The 20905-nt window shown below is 61.6% G+C and carries 27 protein-coding genes; 18 read left to right on the top strand and 9 right to left on the bottom strand.

What is annotated here, in order from left to right; all coding sequences use genetic code 11:
- Genes TM49_RS18790 through TM49_RS18780 form a run of 3 tightly spaced genes read left to right on the top strand, consistent with a single transcriptional unit; the run spans position 1 to position 2447 of the window.
- On the top strand, positions 1-462 hold the full coding sequence (locus TM49_RS18790; RefSeq protein WP_045683503.1) for a GNAT family N-acetyltransferase: 462 nt from the start codon (positions 1-3) through the stop codon (positions 460-462).
- 18 nt (positions 463-480) lie between these two features.
- Complete coding sequence (gene gatA / locus TM49_RS18785) at positions 481-1962, top strand: Asp-tRNA(Asn)/Glu-tRNA(Gln) amidotransferase subunit GatA (RefSeq protein ID WP_045685497.1); 1482 nt, start codon at positions 481-483, stop codon at positions 1960-1962.
- Positions 1963-2006: 44 nt separating this feature from the next.
- Positions 2007-2447 carry a GNAT family N-acetyltransferase gene (locus tag TM49_RS18780; protein ID WP_045685496.1) on the top strand — a complete coding sequence of 147 codons (441 nt, stop codon included), beginning with the start codon at positions 2007-2009 and terminating at the stop codon, positions 2445-2447.
- 35 nt (positions 2448-2482) lie between these two features.
- On the opposite strand, the gene TM49_RS18775 is transcribed toward TM49_RS18780, so the two are convergent.
- A complete protein-coding gene (locus TM49_RS18775) occupies positions 2483-2773 on the bottom strand; it encodes a type II toxin-antitoxin system RelE/ParE family toxin (protein WP_045683501.1) in 291 nt (96 codons plus the stop codon).
- A complete protein-coding gene (locus tag TM49_RS23520; protein WP_144409613.1) occupies positions 2763-2948 on the bottom strand; it encodes a hypothetical protein in 186 nt (61 codons plus the stop codon). The genes TM49_RS18775 and TM49_RS23520 overlap by 11 nt, the downstream gene beginning before the upstream one ends.
- 270 nt (positions 2949-3218) lie before the next feature.
- On the opposite strand from TM49_RS23520, the gene TM49_RS18770 reads away from it, so the two are divergent.
- Positions 3219-3944: a M23 family metallopeptidase gene (locus TM49_RS18770; protein WP_045683500.1), complete on the top strand. Its 726-nt coding sequence runs from the start codon at positions 3219-3221 to the stop codon at positions 3942-3944.
- Positions 3945-3949: 5 nt separating this feature from the next.
- Here TM49_RS18770 and TM49_RS18765 read toward each other — a convergent pair whose 3' ends face one another.
- The 3 genes from TM49_RS18765 to TM49_RS18755 all read right to left on the bottom strand — a co-directional run bounded on the left by TM49_RS18765 (position 3950) and on the right by TM49_RS18755 (position 6288).
- The gene (locus TM49_RS18765; protein ID WP_045683498.1) at positions 3950-5257 is read right to left on the bottom strand and encodes a DNA polymerase IV; all 1308 of its coding nucleotides are present in this window, start codon (positions 5255-5257) and stop codon (positions 3950-3952) included.
- A gap of 75 nt (positions 5258-5332) precedes the next feature.
- A complete protein-coding gene (locus tag TM49_RS18760) occupies positions 5333-5989 on the bottom strand; it encodes a hypothetical protein (protein ID WP_045683496.1) in 657 nt (218 codons plus the stop codon).
- Entirely contained in the window at positions 5989-6288 is a 300-nt protein-coding gene (locus TM49_RS18755; protein WP_045683494.1) for a DUF3572 domain-containing protein, read from the bottom strand. Before TM49_RS18755 ends, TM49_RS18760 begins: the two co-directional genes overlap by 1 nt.
- Positions 6289-6411: 123 nt before the next feature.
- On the opposite strand from TM49_RS18755, the gene TM49_RS18750 reads away from it, so the two are divergent.
- A complete protein-coding gene (locus TM49_RS18750) occupies positions 6412-6783 on the top strand; it encodes a response regulator (RefSeq protein ID WP_045683492.1) in 372 nt (123 codons plus the stop codon).
- A 10-nt stretch (positions 6784-6793) separates the two neighbouring features.
- On the top strand, positions 6794-8047 hold the full coding sequence (locus tag TM49_RS18745) for a PleD family two-component system response regulator (RefSeq protein ID WP_045683490.1): 1254 nt from the start codon (positions 6794-6796) through the stop codon (positions 8045-8047).
- A gap of 437 nt (positions 8048-8484) precedes the next feature.
- Here TM49_RS18745 and msrB read toward each other — a convergent pair whose 3' ends face one another.
- Positions 8485-8973, bottom strand: coding sequence for a peptide-methionine (R)-S-oxide reductase MsrB (gene msrB / locus TM49_RS18740; protein ID WP_425283258.1), 489 nt, complete (start codon positions 8971-8973; stop codon positions 8485-8487).
- 155 nt (positions 8974-9128) lie between these two features.
- On the opposite strand from msrB, the gene TM49_RS18735 reads away from it, so the two are divergent.
- The 10 genes from TM49_RS18735 (at position 9129) to TM49_RS18690 (ending at position 17152) form a co-directional block, all read left to right on the top strand.
- The gene (locus TM49_RS18735; RefSeq protein ID WP_045683486.1) at positions 9129-11504 is read left to right on the top strand and encodes a putative monovalent cation/H+ antiporter subunit A; all 2376 of its coding nucleotides are present in this window, start codon (positions 9129-9131) and stop codon (positions 11502-11504) included.
- Entirely contained in the window at positions 11501-11920 is a 420-nt protein-coding gene (locus TM49_RS18730; RefSeq protein WP_045683484.1) for a Na(+)/H(+) antiporter subunit B, read from the top strand. Before TM49_RS18735 ends, TM49_RS18730 begins: the two co-directional genes overlap by 4 nt.
- Positions 11920-12297, top strand: coding sequence for a Na+/H+ antiporter subunit C (locus tag TM49_RS18725; RefSeq protein ID WP_045683482.1), 378 nt, complete (start codon positions 11920-11922; stop codon positions 12295-12297). Before TM49_RS18730 ends, TM49_RS18725 begins: the two co-directional genes overlap by 1 nt.
- Before the next feature lie 23 nt (positions 12298-12320).
- Positions 12321-13880 (top strand): Na+/H+ antiporter subunit D, encoded by a 1560-nt coding sequence (locus TM49_RS18720; RefSeq protein WP_045683481.1) that lies wholly within the window; start codon positions 12321-12323, stop codon positions 13878-13880.
- Positions 13880-14353: a Na+/H+ antiporter subunit E gene (locus TM49_RS18715; RefSeq protein ID WP_045683479.1), complete on the top strand. Its 474-nt coding sequence runs from the start codon at positions 13880-13882 to the stop codon at positions 14351-14353. The genes TM49_RS18720 and TM49_RS18715 overlap by 1 nt, the downstream gene beginning before the upstream one ends.
- Positions 14353-14742 (top strand): cation:proton antiporter, encoded by a 390-nt coding sequence (locus tag TM49_RS18710; RefSeq protein WP_082074814.1) that lies wholly within the window; start codon positions 14353-14355, stop codon positions 14740-14742. Before TM49_RS18715 ends, TM49_RS18710 begins: the two co-directional genes overlap by 1 nt.
- A gap of 3 nt (positions 14743-14745) precedes the next feature.
- Positions 14746-15087: a monovalent cation/H(+) antiporter subunit G gene (gene mnhG, locus TM49_RS18705; RefSeq protein WP_045683477.1), complete on the top strand. Its 342-nt coding sequence runs from the start codon at positions 14746-14748 to the stop codon at positions 15085-15087.
- A gap of 368 nt (positions 15088-15455) precedes the next feature.
- The gene (locus tag TM49_RS18700) at positions 15456-15878 is read left to right on the top strand and encodes a Ros/MucR family transcriptional regulator (protein ID WP_045685493.1); all 423 of its coding nucleotides are present in this window, start codon (positions 15456-15458) and stop codon (positions 15876-15878) included.
- Positions 15879-16236: 358 nt separating this feature from the next.
- Positions 16237-16665 (top strand): helix-turn-helix domain-containing protein, encoded by a 429-nt coding sequence (locus TM49_RS18695; protein WP_244464756.1) that lies wholly within the window; start codon positions 16237-16239, stop codon positions 16663-16665.
- The gene (locus TM49_RS18690) at positions 16652-17152 is read left to right on the top strand and encodes a DUF6456 domain-containing protein (RefSeq protein WP_052699937.1); all 501 of its coding nucleotides are present in this window, start codon (positions 16652-16654) and stop codon (positions 17150-17152) included. The genes TM49_RS18695 and TM49_RS18690 overlap by 14 nt, the downstream gene beginning before the upstream one ends.
- A gap of 16 nt (positions 17153-17168) precedes the next feature.
- Here TM49_RS18690 and TM49_RS18685 read toward each other — a convergent pair whose 3' ends face one another.
- Both TM49_RS18685 and TM49_RS22760 read right to left on the bottom strand, forming a co-directional pair.
- Entirely contained in the window at positions 17169-17591 is a 423-nt protein-coding gene (locus TM49_RS18685; protein WP_045685489.1) for a SufE family protein, read from the bottom strand.
- 84 nt (positions 17592-17675) lie between these two features.
- Complete coding sequence (locus tag TM49_RS22760; RefSeq protein WP_052699936.1) at positions 17676-18245, bottom strand: DUF5330 domain-containing protein; 570 nt, start codon at positions 18243-18245, stop codon at positions 17676-17678.
- 403 nt (positions 18246-18648) lie between these two features.
- Between TM49_RS22760 and TM49_RS18675 the strand changes: the two genes are divergently transcribed.
- Entirely contained in the window at positions 18649-19581 is a 933-nt protein-coding gene (locus TM49_RS18675; RefSeq protein ID WP_045683476.1) for a peptidoglycan-binding domain-containing protein, read from the top strand.
- A gap of 26 nt (positions 19582-19607) precedes the next feature.
- A complete protein-coding gene (locus tag TM49_RS18670) occupies positions 19608-19946 on the top strand; it encodes a DUF1491 family protein (RefSeq protein WP_045685486.1) in 339 nt (112 codons plus the stop codon).
- Between the two features lie 5 nt (positions 19947-19951).
- On the opposite strand, the gene TM49_RS18665 is transcribed toward TM49_RS18670, so the two are convergent.
- Complete coding sequence (locus TM49_RS18665; RefSeq protein WP_052699935.1) at positions 19952-20878, bottom strand: DUF2336 domain-containing protein; 927 nt, start codon at positions 20876-20878, stop codon at positions 19952-19954.
- Positions 20879-20905: the final 27 nt, after the last annotated feature.

Genomic DNA, 20905 nt, shown 5'->3' with positions numbered 1-20905 from the left:
ATGGTACGGCCGACAATTGACATCGAAAGCCCGCAACAGGACGACCTGCGGTCGCTTTTCACCGAACTGAAGACGTCGATGGCGCATATGTCGTCGTCCGACGTGATCGATTACCAGCTGACCGTCGACGTCAGTTCGCCGGGTACGACGACCTTCGTCGCCCGTGTCGACGGCAAGGCGGTCGCGACGGGATCGCTGGTGCGCCATGGCGGCGGGGTTGGCGAGGTCAAGCGGCTCTTTACCGAGCCGGGCTATCGCAAGCACGGCATTGGCAAGGCGGTGCTGCGCCACATCAGCACGCTGGCGAAATCCGAGGGGCTCAAGGAACTGGTGATGGTGACCGACGCACGGCTCGCCGATTCCATTGCCTTCAGTGAGCTATCCGGCTTCGAGCGGACCGAAAAAGTGCTCAATCACGCGCCTTCGAAACATTCCGTGTTTTTCCGCAAGGCGCTCAAGTAAAGCGACAAAGTGACAGAAATGACCGAACTGACCAGCCTGACCATCGCCGAGGCCCGTGAAAAGCTGCAGGCGAAGGAGATCACCGCGACCGAGCTGACCGCCTCCTATCTGAAGGCGATTGACGACTATAACGGCACCTTCAATGCCTATGTCGCTGTGACCCATGAAAAGGCTCTGGCCATGGCGAAGGCTTCGGACCTGAAGCTTTCGCAAGGCACGGCGGGCGCGCTGGAAGGCATCCCGCTCGGCATCAAGGATCTGTTCGGTACCCGCGATGTCCACACCCAGGCGGCATCGCACATTCTCGACGGCTTCAAGCCGAAATATGAATCAACCGTCACCCAGAACCTCTGGGATGATGGTGCGGTGATGCTCGGCAAGCTCAACATGGACGAGTTCGCGATGGGCTCGTCCAACGAGACCTCCTATTACGGTCCGGTGATCAACCCGTGGAAGGCCGAGGGCTCGAACCAGGATCTGGTTCCGGGCGGCTCGTCGGGCGGTTCGGCTGCTGCCGTTGCCGCAAATCTCTGCGCCGGCGCCACGGCGACCGATACCGGCGGCTCGATCCGTCAGCCAGCCGCTTTCACCGGCACGGTCGGCATCAAACCGACCTATGGCCGCTGCTCGCGCTGGGGCGTTGTCGCCTTCGCCTCCTCGCTTGACCAGGCAGGCCCGATTGCCCGCGACGTGCGCGATGCGGCGATCCTGCTGAAGTCGATGGCGAGCGTCGACGACAAGGACACCACTTCCGTCGACCTTCCTGTGCCGGACTACGAGGCCGCGATCGGCCAGTCGGTGAAGGGCATGAAGATCGGCATTCCGAAGGAATACCGCGTTGACGGCATGCCGGAAGAGATCGAAAAGCTCTGGCAGCAGGGCATTGCCTGGCTGAAGGATGCAGGCGCGGAGATCGTCGATATCTCCCTGCCGCACACGAAATATGCGCTGCCGGCCTATTATATCGTCGCGCCGGCGGAAGCCTCGTCCAACCTTGCCCGCTATGATGGCGTGAAATACGGCCTGCGCGTGCCCGGCAAGGACATCATGGACATGTATGAGAAGACGCGCGCGGAAGGTTTCGGCAAGGAAGTGCAGCGCCGCATCATGATCGGCACCTATGTGCTGTCGGCCGGCTACTACGACGCCTATTACCTGCAGGCGCAGAAGGTGCGCACGCTGATCAAGCGCGACTTCGAGAAGGTCTTCGCCGAAGGCGTCGACACCATCCTGACGCCGGCCACGCCGTCTGCCGCCTTCGGCATCGCCGATCAGGACATGGCGAACGATCCGGTGAAGATGTATCTGAACGACATCTTCACGGTGACGGTCAACATGGCAGGCCTTCCCGGCATCTCCGTGCCGGCCGGCCTCGACGCCAAGGGGCTGCCGCTCGGCCTGCAGCTCATCGGCAAGCCCTTCGACGAAGAGACGCTGTTCCGCACCGCCGCGGTGATGGAAAAGGCGGCCGGTCGGTTTGCGCCGTCCAAGTGGTGGTAAGCCTCGTCATTCGGCCGTTCGTGCCGGATGAGGATGCTGCCGCGATGAGCGAGACGGGCTATCAGGCCTGGCTGACCAGCAGCATCGCCGATCCGGTTTTCACCGCGCCCGAAATCAGGGCGCGGGCGAAATCCGCCTTCGCGCAGTTTCCGGAAATCCTCAAGGGCGACATCCAGATGGCGTTCGTCGATGGTGTCCCCGCCGGCTGGGGCGCTCGCAGCGAGGGGCCGGATACGATCTCGGACCTCTGGATTGCGCCCGTCGCGCAGGGCAGGGGCGTCGGCTCCGCCCTGATAGAACACTTCCTTGCGAAGATGGCGGAGGAGCGCGTCTCGACCGCCTTCATCGAAACCTGGACGCTGAACGAAGGCGCCATCCGCCTCTATCGCCGCCACGGCTTTGTGATCGTCTGGCAAAGGGAGACCCAGTCGCGCGACCTCGGCATCCCGTTCCACCGGACGCGGCTTTCACGGGCGGTTTCCTGATCTCCGCCGGATGCCGAAGAACTCGTAGTGTTCCTTTAGTTCTGTTCGGGCGGATATTTTCGGCGCTGGTGGATAATTGTCAGAATATCAAGTTCGGTCGCGGATGCGATCCGGTAGACAATCGTGTAGGGAAGGCCGGAAATCGCAAATTCACGGGTGCCGTCTACAATACCGGGCCTTCCGAGAAGCGGAAAGTTCTCGAATATTTCGACAACCTGTCTGATCCGCGAAATGACGCGCCCTGCGGTCGGGGCATCGAACTCAGCGATCGCGGCATGAATTTCCCGAAGGTCATCAACCGCCTGCTGCGTAAAGTTAACGTTCAAAGCCGAACAGTTTCCAGACGTCCTTCGCAGGAACGAGATTTTTGCGATCCTGCGACGCTTCTACGCTTTTTTTGACTTTGCGTTCTTTCCAAAGCGCATAACCTGCCTCTTCCGCCCGGCTGTCAGCGGCCGTCAAAAGTGCTTGTTTCGGAACCTGTCGGTCAATGTCGCTCATGCAAGCAATATAGCGCTTGCGAGGCCGCTCTTCCAACTGAAAACTGCAATCTTTCTATTCCGGCACTGGCATCAGTAATTCGGCGAAAACTTACAAACTCTATTTCGCCTGATTCTGCCCTATTCTTTCCACTCTCTCATCCGGTTTTTCGTCGTCTTTGCAGGCCATTGGCGGCGTTTGTGAAAACAGAGATGAAAGAAATTCGTGAACAGGGTTACGTTTATCGCGCTTGCTTCGGCCATCATGCTTTCGAGCTGTACTTCGGAGCTCATGACCGACAGCAGCGAGAATGTCGTCGACCACTTCGTCAGCCCGCTTGAAGGGGATGCGACGGCGACGGCAGGGCCGGATGATCAGCTGCGGCTCGCCTATGCGCCAACGCCGGGGCCGCAGACGCTCACGGGCGCATCCTCCGCCTTCAACATGGTGATGCGGTTCGGGGATGATCAGGTGAAGTTCTTCCGCTTCCGCGATCCGGACAGCGGCAAGGCCGCCTACTACGACGCCAAGGGCGAGAAGCTTGGTCAGTATCTTCTGCGCAATCCCGTGCCGAAAGGACGGGCAACGTCGGGCTTCGGCATGCGGCGCCACCCGGTGCTCGGCTATACGCGCATGCATTCCGGTCAGGACTGGGCGGCGCCGGCGGGTTCGCCGATCTATGCCGCGGCCGATGGTGTCGTGACGTTTGTCGGCACAAACAGCGGCGACGGCAAAATGACGACCATCGACCATGGTCACGGTTACGAAACCTCCTATGCCCACCAGAGCAAGTTCGCAAAGGGCATCAAGTCCGGCGTCAAGGTGGAGCAGGGGCAGTTGATCGGCTATGTCGGCCACACGGGACTGACGACCGGATCGCACCTGCACTACGAGGTCGCGATCAACGGCCGCAAGGTCGACCCGATGTCGGTGCATTTCATCGTCGAGGACCGGCTGACCGGCGCCGCGCTGACGCGGTTCCAGAAGGCGGTGAAGGCCGAGCGGCTGAAGAGCTGAGGCGGCTACTCTTTTCTGCCGCGGTCTTCCTTCGGATGCGGGCGGAAGGTGTAGCCGGTCTCCACGGCCGAGAGCCCGAATTTTCCCCGCAGTGCATCGATGGCGGTTTCGGCGGCGGCGCGGCGCGTGGCCTGCCGGTCGACGAGATCGGGCGGATCGGCCAGCGCCGGGTCGCAAAGGTCGGAAATGCCGATGCCGATGAGGCGGAATTTCGTGCCGTCGATCTCGGCTTTCAGCAGCGACAGGCCGGTCGCGAAGATCCGGTCGGCAAGCTGGGTTGGTGCCTCTAGCCTGCGGTTGCGGGTGCGGGTCTTGAAATCGGCGGTCTTCAGCTTCAACACGACGGTATGGCCGGCGGTTTCGGCCGCCTTGGCACGACGCGCCGTCTTCTCGCTGAGACGGCGCAGGATTGCAGCCAGCTTGTCGAAATCGGCAATGTCGGTGACGAAGGTGGTTTCGTTTGAGACGCTCTTTGCGGCGCGTTCCGGCGTGACGCTGCGGTTGTCCTCGCCACGGGCGAGATGATAGAGCCGCGCGCCGATCGTGCCGTAGCGACGCATCAGGTCGTTCTTTTCCATGCGCTGGAACTGGCCGATGGTCGTGATGCCATCGCGCTTCAGCGTCTCGGTGAAAGCTTTGCCGACGCCCCAAATCATGCCGACCGGCTTGTCCGCGAGGAAGCTTTGCGCCTCCGCTTTGCCGATGACCGAGAAGCCCCGCGGCTTCTGGAAATCGGAGGCGATCTTGGCGAGGAACTTGCAGTAGGAGAGGCCGATGGAAATGGTGATGCCGAGCTCGTCCTCGACGCGCCTGGCAAAGCGGGCGAGCGTTTCGGCGGGCGTCGCCTTGTGCAGGCGTTCAGTCCCGGAGAGATCGAGAAATGCCTCATCGATCGAGAGCGGTTCGACAAGCGGTGTCAGCTCGAGCATCATCTGGCGCAACTGGCGCCCGACCGCGACATATTTCTCCATGTTCGGGCGGATGACGACGGCGTTCGGACAGGCCTCAAGCGCCTTGAACATCGGCATCGCCGAGCGCACGCCACTGATGCGGGCGATGTAGCACGCTGTCGAAACGACCCCGCGCTTCTCGCCGCCGATGATCACCGGCTTGTCGGCCAGCTCGGGATTGTCGCGCTTCTCGATCGCCGCATAGAAGGCGTCGCAGTCGATATGGGCGATCGAAAGGGTGTCGAGCTCCGCATGGCGCAACAGGCGCGGGCTGCCGCAACGGCGACAACGCCGCTCGTCGCCCGAAGTGCCGGTCAGGCAATCGCGGCAGAGACCGTTTCGGGAAGGCGCAATCGGAGCCATGGCAGCCAGGAACAAAAGTTGAACGTCCGAAATTAACCCCGGGCAGAAGCGAAAGCAAGCCGGTGGCAAAAACGCTCAACGGCTTTCGGCGATGTGCCGGCGGATCAACATCTCCGCCTCCTTCCAGCCGGCAGCGACAACCGAGGGCGGCTCGGTTTTCGGCGCCAACGCCCGGTAATCGTCATCGATCAGCAGATTGATCGCAAGCGCGCCGGGCAGGTGCCGGGTGACGGAGCGGCAGTTGTAGAGCATGTCGTCGATGAAGACGAGGGCAGGCGGGTGGGTGGCGCAAAGCGCGCTCAGGACCTCACCCTTTGGGCGCTCGGTGGCGATCAGCGGAAAGTCGAAGCCGTTGCGCCGGAGAAGGCGCCGGCGCTTCTCGCGGTGGCGGGGCGGCATGGCGGTGAGCAGCAGCACGTCGGCGATGTCGGTGAGGCCTTCGAGCGTCTCGCGTGCCGTCTCGAACGGCTCCTGCCAATCCTCCTGCGCATCGTAGAAGGCGGTCAGCAGAGCTTCGACCTCCGCATCCGGAATTTCAGTGCCGGTCTCCAGCGAGAACACATTGCCGTTCAGCGAGAAGGTGCGCAGCACCAGTTCGTGGCCGTTCGCCTTGAGGAAGGCCTTGAACGGCGCGACGAATTGCAGCACGACCTCGTCGACATCGCAGACGACAAGCGGTCTGTGGCCGATATCAAGGTCGTCGGCCGCGATGTCGCTCAGTTTGTCGGCCATCAGAAATCGTTGCCTCCGCTGCCATATTCGAGCTTCTGCCAGGCGCGGGTGATGGTTTCGGGGGCAATCTGATTGTCGTTGCAAAAGGCCATCAGGGTCGGCTCGTGGCCGGCGATGAAGCCGATCATCGCGGCCTCGAAGCCATCGCCTTCCGAAAGCGCGCGCAGTTCGCCGGCATCAACGCCGGTGAGTGCGCAAAAGCGCGACAGGAGCTCGGGTTCGCTGGCAAGCCAGACGAGGATGGCGACGGCGAGCTCATGCTCCGCTGTGGCGGCGGAAGGATTTTCAGAATGTTGCACGCGGGATTTCCGTTTCTTAACCAAATCGCCCTAAACTCGGCGGCAGATGTGCCCATGACGGGGTGGAAGCGATTCTAGCGCTTCGCCGGCTGCTTTCCAAGCCGGGCAAGGGGATGGCGTTTGATGGCGAAACAGGTCTTGATTGTTGAAGATAACGATTTGAATATGAAGCTGTTTCGTGATCTCGTCGAAGCTTCCGGCTACGAGGCGGTGCTGTCGCGCACCGGCGTCGACGCCATGGAGCTCGCCCGCCGGCATCGCCCCGGACTGATTCTGATGGATATCCAGTTGCCCGAACTCTCCGGCATTGAAATCGCCCGCAGCCTGAAGGCCGACCGGGAACTTGCCAAGATTCCGATCATCGCGGTCACGGCCTTTGCCATGCGCGGCGACGAGGAGCGCATCCGCGAGGCCGGCTGCGACGCCTATCTGTCCAAACCCGTTTCCGTGCCGCACTTCATCAAGACGGTGAAGTCCTATCTCGGCGACGCGTGAGGGAGCGAACGTGAATACCGCAAGGCATGAAAGCATAGTTCTGATCGGCGGCGAGGGCGCTGTGGCTCTGACGCTGCAGGCGATGCTTGCGAACTGGCCCGTGGCGTTTCATCAGGCCGACTTCAGCGACAGCGACGGCACGATGGAGGCGGTCAATGCCGCAAGCCTCATCCTTGTCGCGGTCGACGAGGAGGACGCGGGTCCGGCGCTGGCCTGCTGCGGAATCCTGAAGGAACATGATTCCGGCGTCCGCGCTCCGGTGGCCCTGGTCACGGCGGAGAATGCCGATGCCGTGCTGCGCCTGGCGGCGCTGCGCGCAGGGGCGGACGACGTTATCGGCCTCGAGCACAATCTCTCATCCGCGGCGGCACGGATATCGGCGCTGCTGCGCTACAACACGCTGCAGAGCGAGGCTGGCATCGGCGAGGGAAGGCTCGCCTATGCGAGCGCGGTGCCGGACACTTCAGTACGCGTGCTCGTGGTCGCCGAAGACCCTGCAACCCGGCAGGATCTCTTGAAAAGCATGCTGTCGCTGACGGCGACGGTGGCCACCGGCGACCTCGCCGAAGCGCTCTATCTTGCGGCCCGGCAAAGCTTCGACCTCGTGCTCGTTGACGGCGGCCCGCTGCTTGCCGATGCGCTGCGCATCTGCGGCCAGCTTCGATGCATCCCCGCGATGCGCTTCGTCCCGTTGATCGCGCTCAGCGAACCGGGCGGCAATATTGCCGCCGCGGGTGATGCCGCGCGCAATGCCGACGATTGCATGACCTGGCCCGGAGAGACCGGCGAACTGGTGCTGCGGGCACTGCTGCACCTGCGCCGCAAGCGCTATCTGGAGACGCTCACCGAGCAGGTCGATGCCAGCATCGAGGAGACCGCGCCGCTCGACGGCATTACCGGACTTTTGGCCCCGGAGCGCTTCGCCGCAACGCTGAGTGCGATGCGGCGGGATGCCGGTTCGGCCGGCACGCCTCTGTTCATGGGGATTGTCCGTCTGCCGGAAGGCACACAGGACGATGCGATCGAGGCCGTTGCCGCGCTCATCCGCGCCCACCTTGAGGGTCGCGAGGCGGCAAGCCGGGTCGAGGAAGGGCTTTTTGCCATCCTCTACCCCGATCGCCTTCGCGACGATGCCGAGGCCGCCATCGACCTGCTGCGGGCCCGGCTTGATGCCCGCTGGAGCAATCTTCAGCGCTTGCACGCCGACGCCGAGGAGGGCACCCAGGGTGCCGATCTGCGGACAGCGCTAATGGATGTCAGCTAAGACTTAGATTTGACGAAAAGCAAGTTTTATACTGCACTGCAACAGATATCGCCGAACGCTTTGAAAGCCCGTCGTTTTTCTGCCTAGTGAGCGATAACGTGATGTTTATTTGGGAAGTAACGCGCGCAGTGCGACTGCGCCTGGCGCGTCATTAACCATATAATCGACAGATTTCGCGTAAAACTAGCGAAAATGGTTGATTCTCGAGTTGGTCCGGACTTATTAACTATTTCAGCATTTACCAATACCCCATGATGCTCAGGTCCGCCGCATCTCCTGGAGTCGTGGGGTCGGCCGGCCGATGACCCAAAGGGATTCCTCGTGTCCCGGGAAATCGGTCGGCCGGTCTTATGTTAGCGCTTGCTTTATGCGCCTCCTTAGCTTTCCAAAGAAAAACCGGCCCCTGAAGGCCGGTTTCTTGCATGCTCTCGGAAATTTTACTTGGCGTCCGGGACGAAATGCATGGCGTGACCGTTCATGCAGTAGCGCAACCCGGTCGGCGGTGGTCCGTCGGGGAAAACATGGCCGAGGTGGCCGCCGCAATTGGCGCAGCGGATTTCCGTCCGTACCATGCCGAGTGAATCATCGCGGAGTTCGGTCACCACATCCGGAGCGACCGGCTCGAAAAAGCTCGGCCAGCCGCAGCCGGCGTCAAACTTGGTGTCGGACTTGAAAAGCGGGGTTTCGCAGGCGGCGCAGTAGTAGGTTCCGGTCTCGAAACTGTTCCAATAGGGGCCGGTAAAGGCGCGCTCGGTGCCATGCTCGCGCAGAATGTGAAACTGTTCCGGCGTCAGCTGTTCGCGCCATTCCTGTTCCGTGAGTGCTTTTTTCTGTTTATTGCCTTGTGTCAATGTCGCGCTCCGATCCTTTTTGCCGTTTAATGGCATTTCGGCCCTTAAAATGTGGTTGAGCTTGAAGAAAAGCAATGCCCGGCCGGCGCGGAACCGGTGCTGGGCTCTCGCTGCCATTGTGCAACTGCGGAAAATGACCTCCAAGCACTTGAGATGGCGTAGATATTGCCGTAATTGAACCAAGGCCGTGGTCGCGGCCGCTCAGGTACGTACTTGTTGTTGGAGACGCCATGACCGCCAGCGAAACGGCTTTGATCCTTCTGGCCCTCGGCCTGCCTTTCCTGGGCGCGGTCCTGTCTCCCATCTTCTACAGGCTCTTTGGCTCGGTTGCCCCCTGGCTGCTGGCGCTGCTTCCGCTCTTCTCGCTGCTGCAATTTCTGCGGCTCGTTCCGAGGGTCGCTGCCGGCGAAACGCTGACCGGCGGCTATGACTGGATTCCGAGTCTCGGCATCCGTTTCTCCTTCCTCCTCGACGGGCTTTCGCTGACCTTTGCGATCCTGGTCACCGGTATCGGCACGATGATCGTGCTTTATGCCGGCGGCTACATGAAGGGACATGCCCTTCAGGCGCGATTCCTGTCCTTCATGTTCATGTTCATGGGCTCTATGCTGGGCGTGGTGATTTCCGACGGGCTTCTGATGCTGTTCGTCTTCTGGGAGCTCACCTCGATCACCTCGTTCCTGCTGATCGGCTTCGACAATGAGCGGGAAGCCTCGCGGCGCGCGGCGCTGCAGGCGCTGGTGGTGACCGGTGGCGGCGGGCTGATCCTGCTCGCCGGCGTGCTGTTGATCCAGAACATCACTGGTGCCAATTCGCTTTCCGAACTGTTTGCCACCGGCAATGTGCTGCGCGACAGCCCGCTCTATCTCGCGGCCTTTATCCTGGTGCTCGGCGGCGCCTTCACCAAGTCGGCGCAGTTTCCGTTCCACTTCTGGCTTCCGAACGCCATGGAAGCGCCGACCCCTGTGTCGGCCTATCTCCACTCTGCCACCATGGTGAAGGCCGGTGTCTATCTGCTGATGCGGCTGAACCCGGTGATGGGCGACACAGCGCTCTGGACCACCGTTCTGCCGCTGTTCGGTGGGGTGACGCTGATGGTCGGTTCGCTGCTCGCGATCCGTCAGACGGACCTGAAGCAGATGCTTGCCTATACCACCGTCGCATCGCTCGGCCTGATGGTGATGATGACCGGCATGGGGCTGCCGCATGCCATCGAGGGCGCGGTGCTCTACCTGATCGCTCACGCGCTGTTCAAGGGCGGCCTGTTCATGGTCGCAGGTCTGATTGACCACGAGACGGGCACGCGTGACCTCACCAGGCTCGGCGGGCTGGCAAAGGCAATGCCGATCACCTTCGCTGCAGGACTTGCAGGCGCGATCTCGATGGGCGGCCTGCCGCCCTTCGTCGGCTTCCTCGCCAAGGAGGGGATTTACGAGGCGCTGGCGACAGGCAGCGTTTTCGCGCTGATCTTCCTGGTGGTCGCCATCATCGGCAATGCGCTGATGTTTGCGGTCGGGTTCGGTGTCGGGCTGAAGCCGTTCGTCGGACCCAAGGTCGAGACGCCGAAACACGCCCATGAAGGCCCGGCACTGATGTGGATCGGCCCGGTTGCGCTCGGTGTGACGGCTCTCTTGGCCGCCCTGTTCTCGCATTATTTCAATGGCCATTTCTCCGGGCCGATGGCAAGCGCCGTCGCTGGCGAGACGGTCGAAATCCATCTTTCGCTCATTCCCCATATCGGCATTCCGCTTGCGCTTTCGGTGCTGACGGTGATCATCGCCATCGTTGTCTATATGCGGCTGACCGCAGCGAGGGCTGCGGCGGATACGCTGTTCACGCGCCTCGGGCCGGGGCCGGACACCTGGTTCGATGGCTTCGTGCGCGGGCTTGTCGCCCTGTCCTTCCGGGTGAGCCAGCGTGTTCAGCCGGGCCGTCTTGAGTTCTACATCACGGCGACATTCATTTCGGTCGCGGCGGTGTTGCTGATTTCGCTGGTCTCTTTCGGCGAGATGCCGGACCTGCCGAGCATTCCGCGGAATTTCGAGCTCGGCCACTGGGTGATCTTTGCGCTCGCGATCATCGGCCTCCTTGCGGTGATCAATGCGCATAACCGCCTGACCGCGATCGTTACCCTCGGCATTCAGGGGTTCGCGGTGGCGGTGCTGTTCCTGCTGCTCGGCGCGCCGGACCTTTCGTTCACGCAGTTCATGGTCGAGACCCTGTCGGTGGTGATCCTGACGCTGGTCATGACCCGGCTGAACCTGGTGCCCTCCGACCATCGCTCCATGATCCAGAAGGTGTTCGACGGGACCATCGCCGTTGCCTGCGGCCTCGGCTTCTCGCTGTTGCTGATGCGGGCAACCGAAGTGCCGTTCAATGATGCGCTGACGCAGTTCTTTAACAGCTACTCGAAAGTGATTGCCCACGGGCACAACGTCGTCAACGTGATCATCGTCGACTTCCGCGGAACGGATACGCTGGGCGAGATTGCGGTGGTGATGATTACCGGCCTTGCCATTCTGGCGCTCATCCGCATTCGCGCGGGCCGCAGCGCCGAAGGGCGGCAGGGCACCGACAATCCCGTGGACGAGGAGACGGTCCGATGAACACGCTGATCTTTCGCACGGCGGCACCCTTTCTTTCCGCCCTGATGATGCTGTTTTCGATCTTCGTGCTGCTCCGGGGGCATAATGCACCGGGCGGCGGGTTCATCGGCGGGCTGATCGCAGCCTCGGCGCTGGCGATCTTCGGCATCGCCATGGGCGTCTCCGCCGTGCGTCGGGCACTCTACTTTCATCCGATGACGATCGCGGGGTCGGGCCTGCTGCTGTCAGCTCTTTCCGGCTTCATTTCGATCTTCGCCCATGTGCCGTTCATGACCGCGCACTGGATCTATCCGGTCATCTTCGGCGTCGAGGTGCCGATCTCGACCGTGACGACCTTCGATATCGGGGTCTATCTCGTCGTGGTCGGGTCGATCTCGTCGATCTTTCTGGCCCTTGAAGAAAAGGACCATTGCTGATGGAATCGGTGCTCGCGGTCCTGGTCGGCATCTTCTTTGCCGCCGCCATCTATCTGATGCTCTCACGCCACAGCATCCGCATCATGCTGGGCATCGCCATTCTCGGCAATGCCGTCAACCTGTTGATTTTCACGGCCGGGCGGATAACCGGCCTGACGCCGCCAATCATTGAGGAGGGGGCGGATACGCTGGGTGCCGGGACGGCCAATCCGCTGCCGCAGGCGCTGATCCTGACGGCGATCGTGATCTCCTTTTCCTTCCTGGCTTTCCTGCTGGTGCTGACCTACCGGGCCTACCAGGACCTCAACACCGACGATACCGACGACATGCGATCGGCTGAACCCAAGGATCAGCCAATGCCGCCGACCGGCTACTGAACGGGGATAACGACAAGAACACCATGGCTTCCTCTTCCTCCACACATGCCGTCGATATTGCCCAGGCCATGATTACCGCGCCGTCGCCGCTTGGCGAATGGCTGGTCATTCTTCCGGTGGCGCTATGCATTATCGTCGGCGCGGTGCTGATGCTGGTGCGAAAGCACACGTTCTGGCACCCCGTCATCGCCATTCCGGCGCTCGTTCTTCTGGTGGTGATCGACGCAATGCTGCTTTACGCGGTCTGCACCACTGGACCGATCACCATGGTCGCCGGTCGCTGGCTGCCGCCATTCGGTATTGCGTTTTCCGCCGATATCATGAGTGCGCTGTTTGCACTGGCGGCCAGTATCGTTGGCCTTGCCGGCGCGATTTTCGCTGTCGACGACGTCAACAGAAGCGGCCGCCGCTATGGCTTCTATCCCTTCCTGATGCTGCTTTTGGCAGGCGTTTCCGGCGCCGTCCTGACCGGCGACATCTTCAACCTCTATGTGTGGTTCGAGGTCCTGCTGATTTCCTCCTTCGGCCTGCTCATCCTGGGTTCGACCCACGAGCAGCTCGACGGCGCGATGAAATATGCCGTCCTCAACCTTATCGGCACGACGCTGTTCCTGATCGCTGTGGCTTATCTTTACGCCGTGTTCGGCACGCTCAACATGGCGGACGTCGCCATGCGGGCGCGTGATGATGCGACGCTGCCGACGGCGACGATCGCCGCGCTGTTCGTGCTGGCTTTCGGCATGAAGGCAGCGGCCTTTCCGGTGAATTTCTGGCTGCCCGCCTCCTATCACACGCCACGCACCGTCGTTTCGGCGCTGTTCGGCGGTCTCCTGACCAAGGTCGGCATCTACGCGCTGCTCAGGGTCATGGTGATGATCCTGCCGGGGGACCTGGCCAATCTCGGCATGCTGATCGGCATTTCCGCCTTTCTCACGATCTTGCTGGCCGGCATGGGTGCGATCGCGCAGCACGACATGCGCCGCGCCGTCGGCTACATCGTCATCGTCGGCATCGGCAACATGCTCGCCGGTGTCGCGATCGGCAGCGTGGAAGGGCTTGAGGGCGCGGTGTTCTATGCGCTGCACTCCATCATCCTGATGACCGCGCTCTATTTCGTCACCGGCCTTGCGGGCAAGCTTGCGGGAGGCTTTTCGATCGGCGCGATCGCCGGACTTTACCGGCGCGCGCCGGCTTTCTCCGGGCTCAGTCTTGCGCTGTTTTTCGCAGCCGCCGGTCTGCCGCCGTTTTCCGGGTTCTGGCCGAAGGCGATCCTGGTGAAATCCGCGCTCGCCGATGGCAGCTGGTGGCTGGCCGCCGCCATTCTCATCGGTGGCTTCTTCTCGACATTCGCGCTCGGCCGCGTCTTCCTTCTGGCCTACTGGCGCCCGGCGCCGCTTGGCGGAGGCGGGCCCGTGATCCGGCTTTCGACGCTCGAATGGCTGCCGCTCATCGGGCTCTCGGCGCTGGTGATCATCTTCGGCCTTTATCCGGAGCCGCTGCTTGCCGTCGTTTCCCGCGCTGTCGAGGGTATTCTTTCGCCGGAAGGCTACTTCATGTCGGTATTTCCGGGAGGAGGGCTCTGATGAACATGTTTGTGCTGAACCTCGTTCTTGCCATCATCTGGGTCGCAGTGACTGGTAGCGCCTCCCTGCACAATCTGGTCTTCGGCTTCATTGTCGGGGCAATCTGCGTGGCGTTGGTGCGCTATCAGGTGGGCGGGCGAGGATACTATACCCGCATGCGCCGGATCATCTCGCTGTTCCTGCTGTTTCTCTACGAGCTGATGGTTTCGGCCTGGAGCGTCGCGAAACTTGTCTGCTCGCCGCGTATGGAGCTGAAGCCGGGTATTTTCCGCTACGAGCTTCGCCTCGAGCGGGACTTCGAGATCGTGTTGCTTGCCAACATGATCACGTTGACGCCGGGCACGCTTTCGGTCGATGTCTCCGATGACAAGAAGTACCTCTACATCCATGCGCTTGACTGCGCCGACCCCGACGGCATCCGCCGCGGCATCGCGGACGGGTTCGAGACGAAAATCAGGGAGGCCTTTGCCTGATGACGCCTGACCTCATCGTCCGCTGGGCTGCGGATATCTCCATCATATTCCTGTCGATCGCGCTTCTGCTGACGGCCTTCAGGGCAGTCAAGGGGCCGACGCTGCCGGACCGGGCTCTGGCACTCGACATGATCGTCGCGGTCGGCATGGGCTTTATCGTGGTCATCGCGATCCGCAGCGGCTTCACGCTCTATATCGATATCGCGATCGCGCTTGGCCTAGTCGGCTTTCTCGCCACCGTTGCCTTCGCCCGCTTCATCCGCTCAAGCGGCATGCGCGCGGAGACGGAGGCCGGCTTTGCCGTCAAGCCGCACCCGATGGCCTATGACGAGGGCGAAAGCGGTGATGGCATTCCGGTGGTTTCCGCCGATGCGGACAAGGAGGGCTGACGGATGGCCTATGTCGTTGCAATCCTGGTTTCGGTTCTGATGCTTGGCGGCTCTGCATTTGCTTTGACGGCTGCGATCGGCATCCTGCGCCTGCCTGATCTTTATACCCGCATGCACGCCGCCTCGAAGGCCGGTACCGTCGGCGCCGGGCTGATCTTCCTCGCCGTCGGCATTCATTCGGGCGATATTCCGACCTTTGTACGGGCGCTGGCCGGTATCCTGTTCTTCATCCTGACCGCACCGATTTCTGCCCATCTGCTTGCCCGTGCGGCCCACGAGATTGGTTACCCTCTTTACGAAAAGACTGTTCTGGATGATCTCGACAGTAGAGATGACAAAGCCTGACAGGCCGTCATTCCTGTTTTGAATGTTTTTAAGTATTAAAGCGTCTCTGTATGCTTTCGGAGCCGAAAAACGACTTTTTTGCAAATAAAAAAGAATTTTCAGCGTTTATAACTTTACATTTGTGCGGGTAGTGATATTTCACCAGCAGATGTGCGCATATGCGCGCCTCGTCACTATAACAACCTCTGTCTTTCCGGAAAACGGTTAAGAGATCGTTACGGATCAAATGCTTTAGGACGTGTATGTCTTGTGATCGGCCGCGCTTAAGCAGTGCCGCTCTAAGGCGTGTTGGGGGAATACCGTCGCGATGCATGCGACGCGCTGCTTTGTTGGTTGAGACAGATATTTTGATTGGATAGGAGTTTATGATGACGGACGCTGTGGTCGAACAGGAGACCCAGAATCTGGTTGAACTGACCGCCGATATCGTTGCGGCCTATGTCAGCAATCACGTCGTGCAAACTACTGATTTGCCTGGGCTTATCATGGAAGTCCACGCTGCTCTCAGCAATACCTCCAAGCCGGTCGGCAGTCTGCCGGCTGCCGAAAAGCAGAAGCCGGCGGTTTCCGTTCGCAAGTCGATCAGCGGTGATCATCTGGTCTGCCTGGAATGCGGCGGCACATTCAAGTCGCTGAAGCGCCATCTCATGACCCATCATGATTTGTCGCCCGACTCTTACCGCGAGAAGTGGGATCTCCCGGCCGATTACCCGATGGTGGCCCCTTCCTACGCCGAAGCCCGGTCGCGGCTTGCCAAGGAAATGGGGCTGGGCCAGCGTCGCAAGCGCTGATCAGGCCTGATCCTTTTTTTTGAACCGGCTCGCCAAAAGCGGGCCGGTTTCTTGTTTTGGGATCTGTATCCTCAGCATTCTCGTTGTTTTTAATGCCGCAGACGACATGATGACTTACGGGTTCTCCACCTGATCTTTCGTTACTCTTGGTTGTGACCTTTTAGGCTGACGGGCAAACGCTGTCGGTGGGTTGCCTGATTCGCCGCAATTTTGATGGTGGAACGAAATAGGAATATAATCCTATCGTAAAAATTGAAAATTGAACGAAAACAAATGAGGCTCCCGATGTAAGGCCATGTTGTCTCCCCGCTTAGGTAGGATATGTAAGAATTAATTCCTATCCATGTTGGGGAGAACGATGAGCACACACACAGAGCTTGCTACCGAGACCCGATACGTATCGGACCGCTACGCCGGTGGTGCGGGCATGCGGGAAAACTGGGAGAATTGCAGCAATGCCAGCGCCATCCGCAGGGCCTGCCGGATTGTCCTTCTGATCACCAAGGAAATGGCATTCGTCGCCGGCGACCGGATCTCGTTCCATCAGGATCGGCGGCGGCCGGTTTCGCATTTCCGGCAGATCGCCATGTATGTCTGCCACGTGACGCTGCAGCTCTCGCTGAGCGAGATCGGCCAGGCTTTCGGGCGTGACAGAACCACCGTGGCCTATTCCTGCCGGGTCATCGAGGATCGCCGCGATGAGCGGGATTTCGACGAGTTCATTGCCTCTGTGGAGCGCCTGGCGCTTTCGGTCGTGGTCGCTGCGGGGGTGCATGACGATGTCTGAGCGCGGCGAAAAGTCACCGCTGGAGGTCATGGCGCGGATGGTTGCGCGCGACGGCAAGCCTTTCCTGTCGGAGGCTGCCTTCGAGGCGGGCGAGAGGCTGGCGCGGGATTTCTACCGCGCTGGTATGTTGCCGGGGGTGTCAGCGGCGCTGACGCCAAGGCTCGAAAGCCGCGGACGCGGCGGATGGCGAGGGCCGTCGGACATGACCGACGCAATGCTCGACGCCCGAAAGCGGGTCAGCGCTGCACTGGGCGCAATCGGGCCGGAACTCGCCGATGTCGCTATCGATTTCTGCTGCTTCATGAAGGGGCTCGAACGGATGGAGCGGGAGCGGCAGTGGCCGGTTCGCTCGGCCAAGCTGATGGTGCGCACCGCGCTTCAGGCCCTTGCCCGCCACTATGCGCCGCCGCCGGCGCGGGGCGGTGTCAGGCATTGGGGTGAGGCGGGTTATCGGCCGGAGATTGCCGCACTTTTTGCTGAGGATTGAACTGGCAGCCTTCAGCTCAGGCGGCGAAGGCCCGGGCCGCAAGGTCGCGGATCCGGGTCACCATCGCATTGAGGCCGTTTGCACGCTGGGCGGAGAGGTGTTCGACGAGGCCGATCTTGCGGAAGGTCTCGATCGCGTCGGTCCGGGCGATCTCCGAGGCCTTCAGCCCGGAATAGACGGTGAGGACGATCGAGACCAGGCCGCGCACGATATGGGCGTCGGAATCGCCCCTGAAGGTCATCATCGGGTCGTCGCCGTTACCGATCTCGGTCACCAGCCAGACCTGGCTGGCGCAGCCATGGACGCGATTTTCCTCGGTCTTCTCGGCATCCGGCAGATCGGGCAGTTCGCGGCCGAGCTCGATCACATAGCGATAGCGGTCTTCCCAGTCATCGAGAAAGGCAAAGTCTTCGAGAATCTGGTCGAGTTTGGTGGTCATGGCCGGCCCTTCATGTCTGTTGGGTTCCATATAGACCCGTGAGCCGGGGATTTAAATCGCCGCGGGCAGAAAACAGGCACCGTTTCAGCGCGGCCGCGGTGTCGGAACCGGGCCCCGGTCGGGATAGCCCGGGATATGCAGTGCCACCGGAACTTCGGCCGACGGCGTTACAAGGCCCGGGACGGGGCCGGGGATGTCGGGGGCTGGCGCAGTCTCGACGATGGCACCGGTGCGCACCGGGTCCATGTCGGCCGGCGGCGGGGGCTCCTGCGCGACAGTCGGTTCATCGACAAGAATGCTTTCGGACGTAGTTTCGGGGCGGTCGGTCTTGGGAGATTGCTGCGGAGGCTTCTGCTCGTCGCCAAACTGCTGGCCGAGATAGAGATAGACGATCTCGGCCCCCTGTCGGGCGCGACTGCCGAGATAGCCGAGCAGCCCGGCGCCATCCTCACAGACATCCGGGCGGTCGTTGCAGATGCCGCTCATATAGTCGATCGTGCCACGCGCGGCGGAGATTGCGCCGCCGATATCGCGGCCGGAAGGCATGGCCTGCTCTTCGCGCGTCACCGGCCTGTCGAGCAGGAAGGGCGCAAAGAAGGGCACTACCAGAAGCAGCAGAAAAATCGTGAAAGCTGACTTCAGAAGAAATCTCATGAACCCGTCCGCGTCTCGTCCTTTGTCCCGGCCGCTTTGCGGCACTGGTGGAGACTTTAATCTATGAGGGTAAATGAGCCGCTAAAAGGGCAAGGTTGATCGCCACAGGCGTTAACAGGTCTGCGCGCCTGTTCTTGTCTTGCTTTGGACGGCCCCTTCGATTTCAAGGGCTTGCTTGCACAACCTGCCGTTCTCGTGCGATTTCGCCGACCGTTTCCGTTAACCATGATGCAAGAAAACCGGCTGATGGGCTCGCCCATCATGGCCGGTTTGACTGGATGGCGGTGGCCGGCTGCATTACCCTTCGTTAAACCGTGCTTTGTATGGTGGCGCGGAATCGGGCCTTGCCGGACCGCAGCGGAAGGCTCGCGAAACGTGCAAAAAAATCGCGGATGACGGGTGAATGGCGAAGACGAAGAAAAAGAAGTCAGGACAACGCAGGAAGAAATCCACGCCGCTCGTGCTGCGCGCGGTGGGCGGGGCGGGCGCCTTTGTGGCGCGTCACCCGGGTTGGGTTGGCGGTCCGCTGGTTTTTGGCGTCGTCTTCAGCTTCGTCTCGGCGAATGCGCTCTGGTATCAGGCCGGCCCGCATCCCGAGCCGCTGATGAAAACGCGGCAGCTTTCCGATCCCTATGCGGTGCCCGGACGCCACATGGCGGCGGACACCGGCGCCGTCGATACCTTCCGCATCGAGCGCGAAGAGGATGGCGTGGAGGTTGCCAGCCTGCAAAGTGAGGCCGGCGGTGACGATCTGATGGCGATCCTCGAACAGGTTCAGGAAGAGCCGCCCGTTCCGGCTGCGGAGACCGTTTCGACCGCCGATATTGCGCCGCCGGTGCCTGAAACCGCGCCGCCTGCTGCCGACACCGAAGCCCCGGTTCCTGTCAACCTTCTCGACATCCAGACAGCGCTTGCAGCCCGCGGCTATTACAACGGCAAGCCGGATGGTGTGAACGGGCCGATGACGGAGGCGGCGATCCGGAAGTTTCAGGCGGCTGAAGGCTTGCCCGAAACGGGTGTCGCCGACGCCGGTCTTCAGGCGCTTTTGAAGCAGTCGACCCCTTTGCCGCAGCCGCGGCCGGATCAGGTTGCCTCCGCCGATCCCGTTGCGGGCCTTCTTTCTCAAAGCGCCGCCCCCCAGACTTCGGATCCGATGGTGGTCGAAATCCAGCGCGGGCTGATCAATATCGCTTATGATGGCGTGACCGTCGATGGCGTCGCCGGTCCCGGCACGCGGCATGCCATTCTGGAATTCCAGAAGCATTACCGGTTGCCCGAAACCGGCGAACCGAGCGAGAGTGTGCTCGACAAGCTCAAGGAAATCGGGGCGCTTTGACGCCCCTGAAAGGTGACCCGGCCATGATGCGGGTTCGATCCGATATCTTCGTCTCGGCGCTGATCCGGCGGGTGTTTTCCGCGGGTGGTTTTGCGGCCGTCGAACACAAGGGCTCGCCCGAGGCCGGAGCGATCGCGATAAGGCAGCTGAAGCGGGATGGCACAGAGACGCTCTTCATGCCGGCGCCGCAGAGTTTCATGGAAGAGGGCGACGTCGACCGGCTTTTCGAGGTGCGCAAGGACGATGCGGCATCGTTCGAGGTGTCCGAGGCTCTTGAAAAGGAACTGAAGTTCGACAGCGACCTCTGGGTCGTCGCGCTCGAAACCGAAACCGTCGAAGGTTTGTTCGCTCTGGCCGAGGAATAGTGCCTTCAGGCGGAGCGGCGGCGACGGTCTTCGGCCGTTTCTTCGGCGGGGGCCTCGATTTCGACTTCCTGCTCGCGTTCGGATTGCCATACGAGAAGGCTTTCGATGCACTGCGCGGGCTTCAGCGAGGCGACGAGGTTCTCCGTCTCGGCGTCTTCGCCGGCTAGCGGTGCGCAGAGCCGCGGCAGGATATAGGTCGTGTCGGCGCTGTTCATGCCGAGCGCGACAAGCGCCATGGCGAGCCGGCGGCCGGAGATATCATCGATGATGCGATGCGCCAGGACCCGATCGCCGCCAAGCGCGCGGGCGAAGGTCTCCAGAAACAGCGGCGTCTCGCCACGGCGGGCGAAACGGACGAGGAGGGCGGTCTGTAGCTCGGAGAGCGTCGAAAGCCCGAGCCGGTCGTCGGCATCGTCGGCGACCTTGGCGGCCATGGCCTTCAGCGTCTGGCGCAGGGCCTCGGTATCGTCGCGGCTCCCGGCGCCGATGTCGAAATTGCCGGAAGGTTCGACCGTATCCTCCGGGCGATGGGTGCCAATGAGGGCCTCTACGACGCGCTGGGAGAGATCGTTGCGGTGAATGATGGCGCGGACATGCTCCTCGCCCATGCTCTCGATGATGCCGATGAGCGTTTCATCCGAGATTGCGGGCGAGCGGGCGAGGAATGTCGCGGCGATCGCGATTTCCTGCGAGCCGATGAAGCGACAGACGCTCTGCGGAATGTTCGGCAGCGCCGATAGCGCGGCGACGGCCTGACGGCGCGCTTCGACGCTGGAGGCCTCGTAGACGGGGGGGAAGAGTTCGGCGAAGCGGCGAAGCTCGCCGGAGGCCGGATTGCCGAGCGCACCGAAGCTCGAGACGGTTGCCATCAGCACGACATCCAGCTTGCGCGTGCTCTTAAGCCCTTCCAGTTCCCGATAACGGTCGACCACGGTCTTGCTCCCGGCAGTTTATTGTCA

It is taken from the genome of Martelella endophytica, from assembly GCF_000960975.1.
Classification (GTDB): Bacteria; Pseudomonadota; Alphaproteobacteria; order Rhizobiales; family Rhizobiaceae; genus Martelella; species Martelella endophytica.
The sequence above is the reverse complement of the archived record's forward strand: the minus strand, read 5'-3'. Positions and strand labels throughout refer to the sequence as shown.

What these genes read in the sequence shown, in the direction of transcription:
- TM49_RS18765 (WP_045683498.1), bottom strand. Translation starts at nt 5,257, where the DNA reads ATGGCTCCGATTGCGCCTTCCCGAAACGGTCTCTGCCGCGATTGCCTG.
- TM49_RS18730 (WP_045683484.1), top strand. Translation starts at nt 11,501, where the DNA reads ATGAACACGCTGATCTTTCGCACGGCGGCACCCTTTCTTTCCGCCCTG.
- TM49_RS18720 (WP_045683481.1), top strand. Translation starts at nt 12,321, where the DNA reads ATGGCTTCCTCTTCCTCCACACATGCCGTCGATATTGCCCAGGCCATG.
- TM49_RS18670 (WP_045685486.1), top strand. Translation starts at nt 19,608, where the DNA reads ATGCGGGTTCGATCCGATATCTTCGTCTCGGCGCTGATCCGGCGGGTG.
- TM49_RS18725 (WP_045683482.1), top strand. Translation starts at nt 11,920, where the DNA reads ATGGAATCGGTGCTCGCGGTCCTGGTCGGCATCTTCTTTGCCGCCGCC.
- TM49_RS22760 (WP_052699936.1), bottom strand. Translation starts at nt 18,245, where the DNA reads ATGAGATTTCTTCTGAAGTCAGCTTTCACGATTTTTCTGCTGCTTCTG.
- TM49_RS18690 (WP_052699937.1), top strand. Translation starts at nt 16,652, where the DNA reads ATGACGATGTCTGAGCGCGGCGAAAAGTCACCGCTGGAGGTCATGGCG.
- TM49_RS18790 (WP_045683503.1), top strand. Translation starts at nt 1, where the DNA reads ATGGTACGGCCGACAATTGACATCGAAAGCCCGCAACAGGACGACCTG.
- TM49_RS18710 (WP_082074814.1), top strand. Translation starts at nt 14,353, where the DNA reads ATGACGCCTGACCTCATCGTCCGCTGGGCTGCGGATATCTCCATCATA.
- TM49_RS18770 (WP_045683500.1), top strand. Translation starts at nt 3,219, where the DNA reads ATGACCGACAGCAGCGAGAATGTCGTCGACCACTTCGTCAGCCCGCTT.
- TM49_RS18700 (WP_045685493.1), top strand. Translation starts at nt 15,456, where the DNA reads ATGACGGACGCTGTGGTCGAACAGGAGACCCAGAATCTGGTTGAACTG.
- TM49_RS18675 (WP_045683476.1), top strand. Translation starts at nt 18,649, where the DNA reads ATGGCGAAGACGAAGAAAAAGAAGTCAGGACAACGCAGGAAGAAATCC.
- TM49_RS18715 (WP_045683479.1), top strand. Translation starts at nt 13,880, where the DNA reads ATGAACATGTTTGTGCTGAACCTCGTTCTTGCCATCATCTGGGTCGCA.
- TM49_RS18780 (WP_045685496.1), top strand. Translation starts at nt 2,007, where the DNA reads ATGAGCGAGACGGGCTATCAGGCCTGGCTGACCAGCAGCATCGCCGAT.
- TM49_RS18685 (WP_045685489.1), bottom strand. Translation starts at nt 17,591, where the DNA reads ATGACCACCAAACTCGACCAGATTCTCGAAGACTTTGCCTTTCTCGAT.
- TM49_RS18695 (WP_244464756.1), top strand. Translation starts at nt 16,237, where the DNA reads ATGAGCACACACACAGAGCTTGCTACCGAGACCCGATACGTATCGGAC.
- gatA (WP_045685497.1), top strand. Translation starts at nt 481, where the DNA reads ATGACCGAACTGACCAGCCTGACCATCGCCGAGGCCCGTGAAAAGCTG.
- mnhG (WP_045683477.1), top strand. Translation starts at nt 14,746, where the DNA reads ATGGCCTATGTCGTTGCAATCCTGGTTTCGGTTCTGATGCTTGGCGGC.
- TM49_RS18760 (WP_045683496.1), bottom strand. Translation starts at nt 5,989, where the DNA reads ATGGCCGACAAACTGAGCGACATCGCGGCCGACGACCTTGATATCGGC.
- TM49_RS18735 (WP_045683486.1), top strand. Translation starts at nt 9,129, where the DNA reads ATGACCGCCAGCGAAACGGCTTTGATCCTTCTGGCCCTCGGCCTGCCT.
- TM49_RS18750 (WP_045683492.1), top strand. Translation starts at nt 6,412, where the DNA reads ATGGCGAAACAGGTCTTGATTGTTGAAGATAACGATTTGAATATGAAG.
- TM49_RS23520 (WP_144409613.1), bottom strand. Translation starts at nt 2,948, where the DNA reads ATGAGCGACATTGACCGACAGGTTCCGAAACAAGCACTTTTGACGGCC.